The organism is Tsukamurella sp. TY48 (assembly GCF_019656655.1).
Taxonomy (GTDB): domain Bacteria; phylum Actinomycetota; class Actinomycetes; order Mycobacteriales; family Mycobacteriaceae; genus Tsukamurella; species Tsukamurella strandjordii.
This window is the reverse complement of record NZ_BPMV01000001.1, coordinates 3,156,649-3,171,249: the sequence shown is the minus strand read 5'-3', so window position 1 is coordinate 3,171,249 and position 14,601 is coordinate 3,156,649. Positions and strand designations below refer to the sequence as shown.

10 protein-coding genes and 1 tRNA gene are annotated in these 14,601 nt (G+C 69.4%); 5 read left to right on the top strand and 6 right to left on the bottom strand.

Features of this window, described 5'->3' with window-relative positions; all coding sequences use genetic code 11:
- Window positions 1–59 precede the first annotated feature (59 nt).
- From rho to argS, 6 genes are all read right to left on the bottom strand, one after another.
- Window positions 60–2,006: a transcription termination factor Rho gene (gene rho / locus TTY48_RS15605; protein WP_220658352.1), complete on the bottom strand. Its 1,947-nt coding sequence runs from the start codon at window positions 2,004–2,006 to the stop codon at window positions 60–62.
- A 343-nt stretch (window positions 2,007–2,349) separates the two neighbouring features.
- Window positions 2,350–3,342 (bottom strand): homoserine kinase, encoded by a 993-nt coding sequence (gene thrB / locus TTY48_RS15600; RefSeq protein ID WP_220658351.1) that lies wholly within the window; start codon window positions 3,340–3,342, stop codon window positions 2,350–2,352.
- Between the two features lie 8 nt (window positions 3,343–3,350).
- Window positions 3,351–4,439, bottom strand: coding sequence for a threonine synthase (gene thrC, locus TTY48_RS15595; protein WP_220658350.1), 1,089 nt, complete (start codon window positions 4,437–4,439; stop codon window positions 3,351–3,353).
- Window positions 4,432–5,748, bottom strand: coding sequence for a homoserine dehydrogenase (locus TTY48_RS15590; RefSeq protein ID WP_220658349.1), 1,317 nt, complete (start codon window positions 5,746–5,748; stop codon window positions 4,432–4,434). The genes thrC and TTY48_RS15590 overlap by 8 nt, the downstream gene beginning before the upstream one ends.
- On the bottom strand, window positions 5,748–7,103 hold the full coding sequence (lysA, locus tag TTY48_RS15585) for a diaminopimelate decarboxylase (protein WP_220658348.1): 1,356 nt from the start codon (window positions 7,101–7,103) through the stop codon (window positions 5,748–5,750). Before lysA ends, TTY48_RS15590 begins: the two co-directional genes overlap by 1 nt.
- A gap of 12 nt (window positions 7,104–7,115) precedes the next feature.
- Entirely contained in the window at window positions 7,116–8,768 is a 1,653-nt protein-coding gene (gene argS, locus TTY48_RS15580) for an arginine--tRNA ligase (RefSeq protein ID WP_220658347.1), read from the bottom strand.
- A 132-nt stretch (window positions 8,769–8,900) separates the two neighbouring features.
- Between argS and TTY48_RS15575 the strand changes: the two genes are divergently transcribed.
- From TTY48_RS15575 to TTY48_RS15555, 5 genes are all read left to right on the top strand, one after another.
- A tRNA-Arg gene (locus tag TTY48_RS15575) sits at window positions 8,901–8,973 on the top strand.
- A gap of 145 nt (window positions 8,974–9,118) precedes the next feature.
- On the top strand, window positions 9,119–9,775 hold the full coding sequence (locus TTY48_RS15570) for a hypothetical protein (RefSeq protein ID WP_220658346.1): 657 nt from the start codon (window positions 9,119–9,121) through the stop codon (window positions 9,773–9,775).
- 222 nt (window positions 9,776–9,997) lie between these two features.
- On the top strand, window positions 9,998–11,509 hold the full coding sequence (locus tag TTY48_RS15565; RefSeq protein WP_374758712.1) for an FUSC family protein: 1,512 nt from the start codon (window positions 9,998–10,000) through the stop codon (window positions 11,507–11,509).
- 278 nt (window positions 11,510–11,787) lie between these two features.
- Window positions 11,788–13,746, top strand: a complete 1,959-nt coding sequence (locus tag TTY48_RS15560) for a primary-amine oxidase (RefSeq protein ID WP_220658344.1) — start codon at window positions 11,788–11,790, stop codon at window positions 13,744–13,746.
- Window positions 13,743–14,600 (top strand): universal stress protein, encoded by an 858-nt coding sequence (locus TTY48_RS15555; RefSeq protein WP_220658343.1) that lies wholly within the window; start codon window positions 13,743–13,745, stop codon window positions 14,598–14,600. The genes TTY48_RS15560 and TTY48_RS15555 overlap by 4 nt, the downstream gene beginning before the upstream one ends.
- Window position 14,601: the final 1 nt, after the last annotated feature.

Sequence of the window (14,601 nt, the reverse complement as noted above, 5' to 3'; positions counted from 1 at the left end):
CCGACGACGACGGCGCCCCCGCGGATATCCGCAGGGGCGCCGTTGTTCGTTCGCCGGATCTACTCGCTGTCGGCGAAACCGCTGTTCTTCTGCACCATCATCAGGAACTCGATGTTGTTCTGCGTCTTCTTGAGCTGGCTGATGAGCAGCTCGATGGCCTGCTGGCTGTCGAGTCCGGACAGCAGGCGGCGCAGCTTGTGCACGATGGCGGCCTCGTCGGGCGCGAGCAGCAGCTCGTCCTTACGGGTGCTGGACGGGTGCACGTCCACGGCCGGGAAGATCCGGCGCTCGGAGATCTTGCGGTCCAGCTTGAGCTCGGCGTTGCCGGTGCCCTTGAACTCCTCGAAGATCACCGTGTCGCCGGTCGAACCGGTCTCCACCATGGCCGTGGCGATGATGGTGAGCGAGCCGCCGTTCTCGATATTGCGTGCCGCGCCCAGGAACCGCTTCGGCGGGTAGAGGGCGGTCGAGTCGATACCGCCGGAGAGGATGCGACCCGATGCGGGGCTGGAGTTGTTGTAGGCGCGTCCCAGGCGGGTGATGGAGTCGAGCAGCACCACCACGTCCTTGCCGCCCTCCACGAGCCGCTTGGCCCGCTCGATGGCGAGCTCGGCGACGGAGGTGTGATCGCCCGGCGGGCGGTCGAAGGTGGAGCTGATCACCTCGCCCTTGGTGCTGCGCTGCATGTCGGTGACCTCTTCGGGCCGCTCGTCCACCAGGACGACCATGAGGTAGCACTCGGGGTTGTTGACGGCGATCGCGTTCGCGATGTCCTGCATGATCGTGGTCTTGCCGGCCTTCGGCGGGGCGGAGATCAGCGCGCGCTGGCCCTTGCCGATGGGCATGATCAGGTCGATCACACGGGTGGTGAGGATGTTCTGCGCGGTCTCGAGGCGCAGCCGCTGGTTGGGGTACAGCGGGGTGAGCTTGTTGAACTCGGGCCGGTTCTTCGCCGACTCCACGTCCTGGCCGTTGACGCTGTCCAGGCGCACGAGCGGGTTGAACTTCTGCCGGTTCGACTGGTTGCCGCGGCCTCCGCCGCCGCCGTTGCCGCCCTCGTTGCCGGCGTTCTCGCCGTCGCGGGGCATCTTCACGGCGCCGGTGATCGCATCGCCGCGGCGCAGGCCGTTGCGGCGGACCATGTTCATCGACACGTACACGTCGTTGGGTCCGGCGATGTAGCCCGAGGTACGCACGAAGGCGTAGTTGTCGAGCACGTCGAGGATGCCGGCCACGGGCTGCAGGACGTCGTCCTCGCTGACCTGCGGCTCACCGTCGTTCTGGTTGCGGTCGCGGCCGCGACGACGCTCGCGGAAGCGGCGCCCGCGGCGCCCCTGGCCCTCGCCGTCGTCATCCGGTCCGTTGTTGTTCTGGTTCCGGTTGTTCGGGCCGTTGTTGTTGTTCTTCTGGCCCTGCTGCCGGTCCTGCCGGTCCTGACGGTCGCCGCGGTCGTTCTGGCGGCCGCCGTCCTGGCGGTCGTTCTGGCGGTCGTTCTGGCCGTCGGCGTTGTTCTGGCCGCGGCGCTGGTTGCGCTCGCGGCGCTGGCCGCCTTCGCGCTGCTGGCCCTGCTCCCCCTCGTTCTTGGGGGCGTCGTTCTTGGGCGCATCGTTCTTCGGAGCGTCGGCCTTCTCGGCCTGCGGCGCCTCGTTCTTCGGGGCGTCGGCCTGGGGCGCATCGTTCTTGGGCGCGTCGGCCTTGGGGGCCTCGGCCTGCGGGGCGTCGTTCTTCGGCGCCTCCGCCTTCGGGGCGTCGGCCTTGGGGGCCTTCTCGGCCTTCGGGGCCTTGGCCGGGGCGGCACCGCCACCCTGCTGGGCGGTGATCGCGGCGATGAGATCGCCCTTGCGGAGCCCGGAGATCCCCTTGATCCCCAGGTCACCGGCGATGGTGCGCAGTTCGGCCAGCACCATGCCGTTCAGGCCGGACCGGCGCCGCTCGTCGGCGCGCTGAGCGCTCGCCGAGGTGGGGGCAGCCGTCTCGGGGCTGGTGGTCACGTCCGTTTCGGTCACGGAGTTCCTTTCAGTTCCCCAGCCGCGGCGCGGATCTGGGGCGTACCGCGCCCCGGTTCGACGGATTCACGTGCATGACATGCAGGTGCTTGTCGCGGGATGGGGCACGAATTGAGGTGCATTCGTTGCGCTTCGGCTGCCGGACCGTGTGGTTGGCGGATTCGTGAACCGACTCGGCCATGTGGGGGAACCGGCGTGCCAGTAACTCTGAGCTGAGTGTCAGGCGTTCGTGGCAAGGGTGCCGAAGTGCGTCCGATTCATTCGTCGGACACGTCTGCCATGGTAGCGCGACCTGTCAACCCCGGGCAATCAGGGGCCTCCGCGTGTCGTGCGCCCGGGGCGCTCAGGACCGGGAGACCCCGTCGGCGATCGCGAGCTCGTGCACCGTGAACCCGGCGGCCACCGCGGCCTCGGACAGGTGCGCGGGCAGGGGCTGCGGGGTCAGGGCCAGCACGGTGGGTCCGGCACCGGAGATGGCGGCCGCCACTCCCCCGGCCCGCAGCTGCTCGACCAGCTCGAACGATGCCTTCATCGAGGCCGCGCGGTACCGCTGGTGCAGCCGGTCCTCGGTGGCGTCGAGCAGCAGTTCCGGATGTGCGGTGAGCGCCAGCACCATGAGCGCGGCGCGGGAGGCGTTGAACGCGGCGTCGGCGTGCGGCACCAGGCGCGGCAACAGCCCGCGGGTCACCGAGGTGGAGGACTGCACGTCGGGTACGAGGGCGTACGCCCGGATGTCGGGGTGCACGTCCACCCGGCGCGCGTCGTACCGGGTGGGGCCCGACGGGGCCTGACCGTGCCCGAGCGACTGGTCGCGGTAGCCCGCGGAGTCCGGTACCGGTGCGGCGGGAACGGTCCACGCGACCACGGCGCCGCCCAGCACGCTGGCGGAGGCGTTGTCCGGGTGTCCTTCGAATTCCGAAGCCAGTTGCACCATTTCGGCGGCGGTGAGGGCGCGCGGGAATTCGGCGTCGGCGGCCAGGGCGGCCGCCGCGGCGATTCCGGCGACTGCTGCCGCGGCCGACGATCCGAGTCCGCGGGACTGCGGAATCCGGTTGACGCAGTGCAGCTTCAGGCCCGGCGCGCTGGTGCCGAGGTGCTGCAGGGTGCGGCGCAGGGCGACGGCAACCAGGTGCCGCTCGTCGGTGGGCACCTCGCCGGCGCCCTCGCCGTCGACGATGATCTCCAGGCCGCCGTCGGTGGTCTCGACGGTCACGTCGTCGTACAGCCCGAGCGCCAGGCCGAGGGTGTCGAACCCCGGGCCGAGGTTGGCGCTCGACGCCGGAACGGTGACGGTGGCCGTGAGGCCCACGGGCAGGGTGTGTTGGGCGGAAGTCACCGGTCGCGCTACTCCGTCAGGCCCATGGCGGCGGCGACGGCGACGGGGTCGATGCCCACGCGCGCGATCTCCGGGACGCCCTTGAGAGCGGTGTCGGGGTCCTTGAGGCCGTTGCCGGTCACGGTGCACACCACGGTGGAGCCCTTGGCGATCCAGCCGTCCTCGGTGGCGGCCAGCAGTCCGGCGACCGATGCGGCGGAGGCGGGTTCGACGAAGACGCCCTCGGTGCGGGCGACGAGGCGGTAGGCCTCGAGCAGCTTCTCGTCGGTGGCGGCGCGGAACTGGCCGTTCGACTCGTCCTTGGCGGCCACGGCCTGGTTCCAGGACGCGGGGCTGCCGATGCGGATCGCGGTGGCGATGGTCTCGGGATCCTTCACCGGCGCGCCGTTGACCAGCGGTGCGGCTCCGGCGGCCTGCACGCCGAGCATGCGCGGGCGGGCGGAGATGACGCCGTCGGCGAAGTACTCGCTGTAGCCCTTCCAGTACGCGGTGATGTTGCCGGCGTTGCCCACGGGCAGCGCGTGCACATCGGGGGCCTTGCCGAGGGCGTCGACGATCTCGAAGGCGGCGGTCTTCTGTCCCTCGATACGGACCGGGTTCACCGAGTTCACCAACGCGATGGTGTCGAAGGTGGCGGTGGTCTTGCGGGCCAGCTCCAGGCAGTCGTCGAAGTTGCCGTCCACCTCGATGATCTTGGCGCCGTACATCACGGCCTGGGCCAGCTTGCCCATGGCGATCTTGCCGGCCGGCACCAGCACGGCGCACTCGATGCCGGCGATGGAGGCGTAGGCGGCGGCCGAGGCGGAGGTGTTGCCGGTGGACGCGCAGAGCACGCCCTTCTTGCCGGTGGCCTTGGCCTCGGTGACGGCCATGGTCATGCCGCGGTCCTTGAACGAGCCGGTGGGGTTGAGGCCCTCCACCTTGAGGTACACCTCGCAGCCGGTGAGCTCGGACAGCGCCTTGGCGGGGAGCAGCGGGGTCGCGCCCTCGCGGAGGGTGACGGGCTCCCAGCCCGGCTCCCAGGTGTCGCACACGGGCAGACGGTGACGGTAGGCCTCGATCAGGCCGGGCCAGGGCTTGTGGACTGCCTCAGTCATTGGTTCCCTCCAGACGGAGCACGGAGGACACGGCGGTCACCACGTCCAGGTTCTTCAGGGCCTCGACGGTGGCCGAGAGGGCCGCGTCGGGAGCCTTGTGGGTCAGGATCACCAGGCGCGCGCCGCGATCGGGCGTGTCGGCCTGCTGGCGGACGGTGCTGATCGAGACGTTGCGCGCGGAGAACTCGTTGGCGACGGCGCTGAGCACGCCGGGCCGGTCGGCGACCTCCATGGCCACGTAGTAGCGGGTGTGCACGTCGCCGATGGGGGCCACGGGCAGGTTCGCGTACACCGAGTCCAGGGGGCCGCGGCCGGAGTGCACCTTGTTGCGGGCGGCCATCACCACATCGCCCATCACGGCGGAGGCGGTGGGCGCGCCGCCCGCGCCGGCGCCGTAGAACATGAGGCGGCCGGCGTTCTCGGCCTCGACGAAGACGGCGTTGTAGGCGCCGTCGACGCTCGCGAGTGGGTGCTTGAGCGGGACCAGCGCCGGGTACACGCGGGCCGAGACCCGTTGTTCGCCCGCGGCATCGGTGAACCGCTCGCAGATGGCGAGCAGCTTGATGGTGCAGTCGAAGGCCTTGGCGGCCTCGATGTCGGCGGCGGTCACCGAGGTGATGCCCTCGCGGTACACGTCGTCGGCGGTGACGCGGGTGTGGAAGGCGATCGAGGCCAGGATGGCGGCCTTGGACGCGGCGTCGTAGCCCTCGACGTCGGCGGTGGGATCGGCCTCGGCGTAGCCCAGGCGTCCCGCCTCCGCGAGCACGGTCTCGTAGGCCTCCCCCTTCTCCGCCATGTTGGAGAGGATGAAGTTGGTGGTGCCGTTGACGATTCCGGCCACGAGCTCCACGGAGTCGCCGGCGAGGGACTGCTGCAGCGGGCGGATCACCGGGATGGCGCCGGCCACGGCGGCCTCGAAGTAGAGGTCGGCGCGGGCGCGGTTCGCGGCATCGGCGAGTTCGCCGGTGTACTCGGCGAGCAGCGCCTTGTTCGCGGTCACCACCGACTTGCCGGCCTGCAGCGCACGCAGCATGTGGGTGCGGGTGGGCTCGATACCGCCCATCACCTCGATCACGATGTCCACATCGTCGCGGTCGATCAGCGATGCGGCGTCGGTGGTCAGGAGCGCGGGGTCCACGCCGCGGTCCTTGGCGATATCGCGCACGGCGATACCGCGGATGGCCAGCGGCGCACCGACGCGCGCGGTGATGTCGTCGGCGTTGTCGATGAGGATGCGGGCCACTTCGGCCCCCACGGTCCCCATGCCGAGCAGGGCCACGCCGAGCTCACGGTTCACGGGTTCAGTCATCAGAGCACCTCCAGGCTCACCAGGTCGTCCACGGTCTCCCGGCGCAGGATCAACCGCGCCGCGCCGTCTTTCACCGCCACCACAGCCGGGCGGGGCTGCATGTTGTAGCGGCTGGACATCGAGTAGCAGTAGGCCCCCGTGGCGGCCACGGCGAGCAGGTCGCCCTCGGCCAGGCCTTCGGGGGTGTCGGTGTCGCGCACCAGGATGTCGCCGGTCTCGCAGTGCTTGCCGACGATGCGCGAGGGTACGGGCGCGCCCTCGGGATCGCGGTCCGCGACGGCCACGGTGTACTCCGCGCCGTAGAGCGCGGGGCGGATGTTGTCGCTCATGCCGCCGTCCACCGAGACGTAGCGACGGAAGGGGATATCGGCATCGCCGTCGAGCGCCACGTCCTTGATGGTGCCCACCTCGTAGAGGGTGATTCCGGGCGGTCCGGCGATGGCGCGGCCGGGCTCGACGGCGAGGTGCGGGGTCGCCAGACCCAGTGCCGCCGATTCGGTTTCGACGATGCTGCGCAGCTTCGCGGCGAGGTCGGCCACGGGCGGCGGATCGTCGTCCGGGGTGTACGCGATGCCGAGGCCGCCGCCGAGGTCGATGGTGTTCAGCTGGGCGGTCTTCTCCGCGCCGAACCGGGCGACGATGTCGCGCAGCAGTTCCAGCACGCGACGGGCCGCGATCTCGAAGCCGTCCACGTCGAAGATCTGCGAGCCGATGTGGCTGTGCAGGCCCACGAGCCGGATGTTGTCGGCCTCGAAGACCGCCGTGACGGCCCGCATCGCCGGTGAATCGGACCCGTTCGAGGCGAGGGAGAAGCCGAACTTCTGGTCCTCGTGGGCGGTGGAGATGAACTCGTGGGTGTGCGCCTCCACACCGGGGGTCAGGCGGATCAGGACGTCCTGGACCACGCCGCGCTCCCCCGCGACGGCGTCGAGCCGGGCGATCTCGGAGAGCGAGTCGATCACGATGTGGCCGATGCCGGAGTCGACGGCGTAAGCCAGCTCCGCGACCGATTTGTTGTTGCCGTGCAGGGCGATCCGGTCCGCGGGGAACTCGGCGCGCAGGGCGATGGCGAGCTCGCCGCCGCTGCACACGTCCAGGTTCAGGCCCTCGTCGCGCACCCAGCGGGCGATCTCCATGGAGAGGAAGGCCTTCGAGGCGTAGTGCACGGCGGCGTCGTCGCCGAAGGCCTCGCGCATGCCGCGGCACCGGCCGCGGAAGTCGTCCTCGTCGATCACGAACAGGGGCGTGCCGAATTCCTCGGCGAGAGCGCGCGCGGGGATTCCGGCCACGGTGACGCCACCGTCGGCCTCGCGGCGCGCGTGCGTCGGCCAGACGCCGGGAGCGAGTTCACTCACTTGCGGGGCCTCTCACATCCGGTCGGGCGCCGAAACGCCCACGAGGGCCAGGCCGTTGGCGAGCACCTGGCGGGTGGCTGCGCACAGGGCCACGCGGGCCCGGTGCAGGTCGGTCGGCTGCTCGTCGCCGAGCGGCAGCACGCGGCACTCGCCGTAGAAGCGGTGGTACGCGCCGGCCAGCTCTTCGAGGTAGCGAGCCACGCGGTGCGGTTCCCGCATCGAGGCGGCTCCCGCTGCCACACCGGGGAATTCGCCCAGCGTGCGCACCAGATCGCCCTCGCGCGGGTTGTCGAGCAGGCCCAGGTGCTCCGTCGATCCCACGATGCCGAGTTCCGCGGCCGAGCGGGCGATCGCGGAGAGGCGGGCGTGCGCGTACTGCACGTAGTACACGGGGTTCTCGTTGCTGGCCTGGGTTAGCAGGTCGAGGTCCAGGTCGATGGAGGTGTCCACCGAGCTGCGGATCAGCGAGTACCGGGCCGCGTCCACACCCACGGCGTCGACGAGATCGTCGAGGGTGATCACGGTGCCGGCGCGCTTGCTCATCCGCACGGGCTGACCGTCGCGCACGAGGTTCACCAGCTGGCCGATGAGCACCTCGACGCGGTCGGGGTCGTAGCCCATCGCCGCGGCGGAGGCCTTGAGCCGGCCGATGTAGCCGTGGTGGTCGGCGCCCAGCATGTAGATGGCCAGGGTGAAACCGCGGTCGAACTTGTGCTTGAGGTAGGCGATGTCACCGGCGATGTAGGCGGCGTTGCCGTCCGACTTGATGACCACGCGGTCCTTGTCGTCGCCGTAGTCGGTGGAACGGAGCCACCAGGCGCCGTCCTTCTCGTACAGGTTGCCGTTGCCCTTGAGCTGCTCGACGCTCTGCTCCACCAGGCCCGAGGTGAACATCTCGTCCTCGTGGGTGAACACGGCGAAGTCGGTACCGAAGTCGTGCAGAGTGCGCTTGATGTGCTCGAACATCAGCTCCACGCCGTCGGCGCGGAAGGCCTCGATGCGCTCGTCCTCGGGGAGGTCGAGGATGCCGGGCCGGTTCTGCACCACGGTGGCGGCGATCTCGCCGATGTAGTCGCCTGCGTAACCGTCCTCGGGGACGGGCTTGCCGGTGGCGGCCGCATCGAGCGAGCGGGCGAACCGGTCGATCTGCGCGCCGTGGTCGTTGAAGTAGTACTCGCGGGTCACCTCGGCGCCCTGCGCTTCGAGGACGCGCCCCAGGCTGTCGCCGACGGCGGCCCAACGGGCGCCGCCGAGGTGCACGGGGCCGGTGGGGTTGGCGGAGACGAACTCGAGGTTGATCAGCTGGTCCTTGAGCGCGGTCCCGTGACCGAAGGCGTCCTTCTGGTCCAGGATCGAGGCGATCAGCTGATTCTGGGCGTCGGCGGCGAGGCGGATGTTGAGGAAGCCCGGGCCGGCGATCGTCGCCTCGTCGATGCCGTTCGCGCTGGACAGGGCCTCGGCGAGCCAGGTCGCGAGGTCACGCGGGTTCACTCCCGCCTTCTTCGCGACCTGCATCGCGAGGTTGGTGGAGTAATCGCCGTGCTCGGGGTTGCGCGGGCGCTCGACGGTGACGCGTTCCGGGAGCACCGAGACATCGAGGCCGCGCTCGGTGAGCACGGTCGTCGCGGTCGCATGCAGGAGTTCCGAAAGGTCAGCGGGAGTCACCGGTACATCCTATGGTGCGGGGAGTTCGCCCCAGCAGGCAGGACGTACCGATGACGGGGCCGCGACGCGCCACGGGCCCGCCAGCCGGTTTCCGGTCTGCCGTGACGATGCGCTAACCTTGCGTAGCCCTGCGCCCCCGTAGCTCAGGGGATAGAGCGTTCGCCTCCGGAGCGAAAGGCCGCAGGTTCGAATCCTGCCGGGGGCACTTTTTTGTATCCGCCGCATCTCTTGGGGCACGCCACCCCCACCACATGCCACATAGGGCGTCGGTGCCGCGCGTCCAGCCTCTTCCCACGATCACCGTCATGTGGAATCGTGAATCCGTGATCAGTCGATACCGTGGTGCATCGTTGGCGCTGCTGGTGCTCCTCACCGGTTGCTCCGCTCCGGATGACGGCCCGATTCAGTACGGACCAACATCTCTGATGAGCCGATCGTCGCCCCCGCCGATCGCGCCCGGCGATCCTGTTCCACTGCAATCCGCGACACCGGGAATCATCGTGGCGCCGGTGGGATCGAATGCGACGTGCCAGCTCGGCATGACGGCCGCTCAGGGGCAGGGCGAGAATCAGGTCCGCTACGCGATCGTCGGCAAGGAGTGCGCGGCACCCGTGGGCACCCAGATCGAGAACGTTGACGCCAGGGCGCTACTCGGGACGATCGCCGCCGTTGTCCGGGGTGGCAACGGCACATGGTCTGCGGTTGCGGTGAAGCTCGAGCCGGGCGTCGGCTGGTCCGTTTCTGCGCCGGGCGCCGTCGCCAACGCGGGCGACAAGGTGAAGGTCATGGGTATCGGCGAGCGGTTCCGGGTGGAGATCGAACCGAACCGTCTCCTGCGCCTGTCGGGCTTCACCTCTCCCGCGGGCAGGTCGGGTGCGGCCGTTCTCGATTCCGAGGGCCAGATCGTTGCTATATCTGCCGGAGACGGCGCCGCAGCCATCCCGATCTCGGAATTCTTCAGCGCCACAGCCGCCACCCCCGGCCTCGAAGGTCTGGTGCTCCTGTGACGAGCCGGGTGTCGCGTCCCTTGGGCTGAGGTGATTCCCCGCAGTTTCGCAGTCCCCGCGGGGTGATGGAATGAGTATGTGACTGCTGGCGAACCGAACCACGATCCACTCCCGCCGGTCAGTCGTGTGCGATCACTCGTCTTCGCGCAGTCGGCGGCCGGGCCGTGGCGCTGGGGTGCGGGGCTGCGGGCCGCAGCGGCGGTCGGAATTCCGGGCGCGGGCATGGTTGCCGCCGGCCACGGATCGTCGGCCCTGTTCGCGACGTTCGGCGCCTTCGCGGTCCTGTACGGCGAGGGCCGCGCCTACCGCATCCGCGCACAGGTGGTGGGCATCGCCGGAATCGCTCTGCTACTCAGCGTGATCGTCGGCACCGCACTCGGATCGGTGATCCCCGAGAGCAGTGTCCCGATCCGGATAGCGTCGGTACTGATGGTGGTCGTCCCGGCAGTCCTCGCGGTCTACGTGGTCGATGCACTGCGCCTCGGTCCGCCGGGGGCGTTGTTCTTCGCTCTGGTGGGATCGGGTGCCGTGATCGCCACCGAGGCGGGAGCCGGTGCGGCGTCACTCGTCGTCGGCACCGCGCTGGGAGTGGTGTCGTCGGTCGTCGTGTCCATGGCCGGTGCGCTTCGTGATCCGTCGCGTCCGCAGCGCGAGGCGGTCAACCGCGCCGTCGGGGCGGTCGACGCGTACCTCGCCCCCGACGGCGCGCGGACCGCCACGCAACGCAACGCCGCCGGATCGGCGCTCATTGCGGCGTGGTCCACGATGGACGATGCCCGCGCCGGTGCACGCTCCGCCGACGCCCCTCTCCTGGAACGCCTTCGCGATGCCAACCACCGCTTCACAGCCACGCAGGACGACACCGTCGAATCCGCGGGTGTGGACCCCACGCGCGAGGTGACCACCTCGACGATGCGGCCGAGCATCCGCCACCGCCTGCGGCGCTCGTTGACGATGTCCTCGCACGCGATGGTGACGGCAGTCCGAGTCGGTGTCGCATGCATCGCCGCCGGCGCCGCGAGTCTCGCGCTCGGTTTCGACCGCCCGCATTGGGCTGCCATCAGCGCCCTGGTCGTACTCCAATCCGGTGTCGATCGAGTACACGGCACCGTGCGCGGCCTGCAGCGTTTCATGGGGACCGCAGTCGGGCTCGCTCTCTATGCGGCGCTGTACGGGCTCGGACCGACCGGGTACGCGCTCATCGCGATCGTGGCCGTGCTCCAGTTCTGCATCGAGATGATGATCACGCGGAACTACGCGGCGGCGGTCACCTTCATCACGCCAGTCGCGCTGATGGCGAGCGGCGCCGGCGCGACGACGGGGTCGGCCGGACCCGTGATCCGGGACCGGCTCTTGGAGACCGTGATCGGCGTGATCGTCGCCTTCCTGGCGATGTACTTCCTGTATCCGAACGCGCACCGTCGCACCTTCGAATGGACCGCGCAACGCGTGCGCTCCACCGCCCTCGCACTCGTCGACCGGCCCGATGAGGTGGGCGCGGAGCCTGCCCGCGAACAGGCGCGGTGCCTGCACTTCGAGGTGGAGGGATGCGTGCGCGCGGCCATCGACTCGGCACACAACGAGCCTGAGTGGACCGATCAACACTGGCCCGCGCAAGCGCGACTCGTGCACTCCGGCTACGACCTGCTCTCGGCATTCTGGACCGCGCCACACGACCGCCCCCTGCCTGACGGTGCCGCCTGGACACGACGCTTCGTCGACCGAACCGAATGATTCTCAGCGGGCGGAACATCTCCCCGGCGCGCGACACTCGGATTCTGTCCATTTCGGACGCAGTGTCCATCGCGGACAGAATCCGAGAGCGACAAGTAATCCGATCCCCTCTGGCCCGCAGCCCGGCGTCGCACGACGCTCGAATCGCGCTCCGATTCGGAGCGACGACCATAGGATCAATGGACGCACCGGCGCGTGCTTCACGGTGTGGCACGGAGCACTGTGGAGATGATCGATCCACGCGCGCGCACGACCCGACCAGAGAGGCTCCCGCCCCGATGAGCGATTTCCAGCATCCCCTCGACCCGCTGACCGCCGATGAATTCCGGGCGGTCACGAGGCTGCTCGCGGACGCGCACGACGTGGACGAGAACTGGCGGTACGCGTCGATCGAGATGATCGAGCCGAGCAAGCCCGAGATCGCCGCCTTCGACGCCGACGGTGCGCCGTGCGAGCGCGCAGCCCAGGCCGTCCTGTACGACCGGAGCTCGAACCGCACGTTCCGGGCCCGGATCTCGCTGACCGACGGTGCCGTCACCTCCTTCGAGCACGTCCCGGACGTACAGCCGAACGTCACCGTCGACGAGTGGGTCGAAGCCGACGAGGCCCTCCGTGCACACCCTGACGTGATCGCCGCGCTCGCCGACCGCGGCATCACCGACCTGGACCTGGTGTTCATGGACACCTGGACGTACGGCGAGGTGCTCATCCCCGAGAAGTACAAGGGCCGCCGCATCGGCTGGTCGGACACCTGGGTGCGGGCGGCCGAGGGCGCGAATCCGTACGCCGGGCCGGTGAACGGCCTCCACTGCGTCATCGACCTCGCCACCATGGAACTGCTCGAGATCGAGGACACGTTCCGCGTGGACCGCCCGAAGATCATGGGCGAGTACGTGCCGCGCATGGTGCCCAAGGAGATCCGTGACGCCGATACTCGCGGCCCGCTCAAGCCGCTGGAGATCACGCAGCCCGAGGGGCCGTCGTTCACCCTCGAGGGCAACAAGCTCTCGTGGCAGAACTGGTCACTGCGTGTGGGTTTCAACTATCGCGAGGGCATGACGCTGCACGCCGTCACGTACAACGACAACGGCACCGAACGCAAGATCGCCCACCGGCTCTCGTTCGCCGAGATGATGGTGCCGTACCGCGACCACTGCGACGATCACTACCGCCGCACCGCCTTCGACATCGGCGAGTGGGGTCTCGGCTTCATGACCACCTCACTCGCGCTGGGCTGCGACTGCCTGGGCGAGATCAGGTACCTGGATGCGACCCTGCACAACAGCAAGGGTGATCCCTACCGCATCGAGAACGCGGTCTGCATCCACGAGGAGGACAACGCGGTCCTGTGGAAGCACGTGGATCACCATGCGGGGTCGGAGGTCCGGCGCATGCGCCGCCTCACGGTCTCCTTCCACGTGACCGTCGCGAACTACGAGTACCTCACCTACTGGCGGTTCTACCAGGACGGCAGCATCGAGTGCGAGGTCCGCGCCACCGGCATCATGGTGGTCAGTCACATCGCCGAGGGCGCCGCGCACCCGCACGGCACGCTCGTCGATCAGCGCACCTACGCGCCGTTCCACCAGCACTTCCTCACGGCCCGTATGGATCTGGATATCGATGGCGAGCAGAACACCGTCTACCGCTCCGATACCGAGCCGGTTCCCGTGGGCCCCGACAATCCGTACGGATTGTCGCTGCAGCAGGTGAACACGCCGCTGCGCACGGAATCCGAGGGCAAACAGAACCCGAACTACGCCACGCAGCGATCGTGGAAGATCGCCAACGACAACGTCACAACGGGTATCGGCCTCTCCCCCGCCTACAAGCTCGCACCCAGTGGCGCCTTCCCCCCGATGTTCCCCGACGATTCGCCCATCCTCGGCCGTTGCGAGGCGATCAAGCACACGCTGTGGGTGACCCCGAACGCCGCCGACGAACGCTGGCCGGCGGGTGAATTCGTCAACCAGGGCGGCTCCGGCATGGGTCTTCCGGCGTGGACCGCCGCCGACCGGAACATCGAGAACACCGACGTGGTGCTCTGGTACACCTTCGGCATCCACCACATCACCCGGCCCGAGGACTGGCCGATCATGCCCTCCGACACGGTGAGTTTTTGGCTCAAGCCCTTCGGCTTCTTCGACCGCAACCCTTCGCTCGACGTGGCACCCTCGCCCGCGAAATGCTGCACTGAGCAGGATGATTCCCCCACGGACGGAGGCTGTTGCTCGTGATCGTCTACGTGGCCTACCTCGCCACCGACGGCGGCCGCGATGCCGTCGTGCTCGGTGCGCAGCTCGCCCGCACCTTCGATGCGGAGCTCGCGATCGGCATGATCGTTCCTCCCGATGGCAACGCAGCGCTCGCTCCCGGGGATTTCGACGATGTGCTCACCGCCCAGGCCGACGAGTGGTTGGCCGAGGCGCGGGATCTGGTGACCGACGACATCCCGGTGTCCACGCACATCGGGATCTACGACTCGATCGCGGAGGGCATCATCGCCGAAGCCGCGCGAGTGGGCGCGACCCTGATCGTGGCGGGCGGCTCCGGTGGAGGCCTGCTGGGTCCGTACTCCCTGGGCTCGGTAGTCAACGACCTGATTCACTCGGCACCGCTGCCGGTGGCCCTCGCGCCGCGGGGGTTCCGCAATCAGGGTGTCCGCACCGTCCGCGAGATCACCTGCGCGTTGGGTACACGATCCGGTGCCGATGCCGTGCTGGCCACCGCCATCCGCGGGAGCCAGCGCGCCGGCGTGCCCCTGCGCCTCGTCTCGCTCATCGCGCTCGATCTCATGCCCGCCAAGCGCAGTGACGACCCGAACGCCGTCTACGCCGCGGAGAAGCACGCCGAACGCCTGCTCGACGAGGCCCGCGGCAAGTTGCCCGCCGTCGTCGAAGTGCGTTCGGCCGTGGTCACCGGCCCCAGCGTGGAGGACGCCGTGCGGCGACTCGACTGGCAGCCCGGCGACGTGGTCCTGGTCGGATCCAGCAGGCTCGCGGCACCGCGCAGGCTGTTCCTCGGCACGACGGCCGCGAAGATGCTGCGCGTGGTGGCGGTCCCGATGATCGTTGTTCCGCGCGAACTCTGAG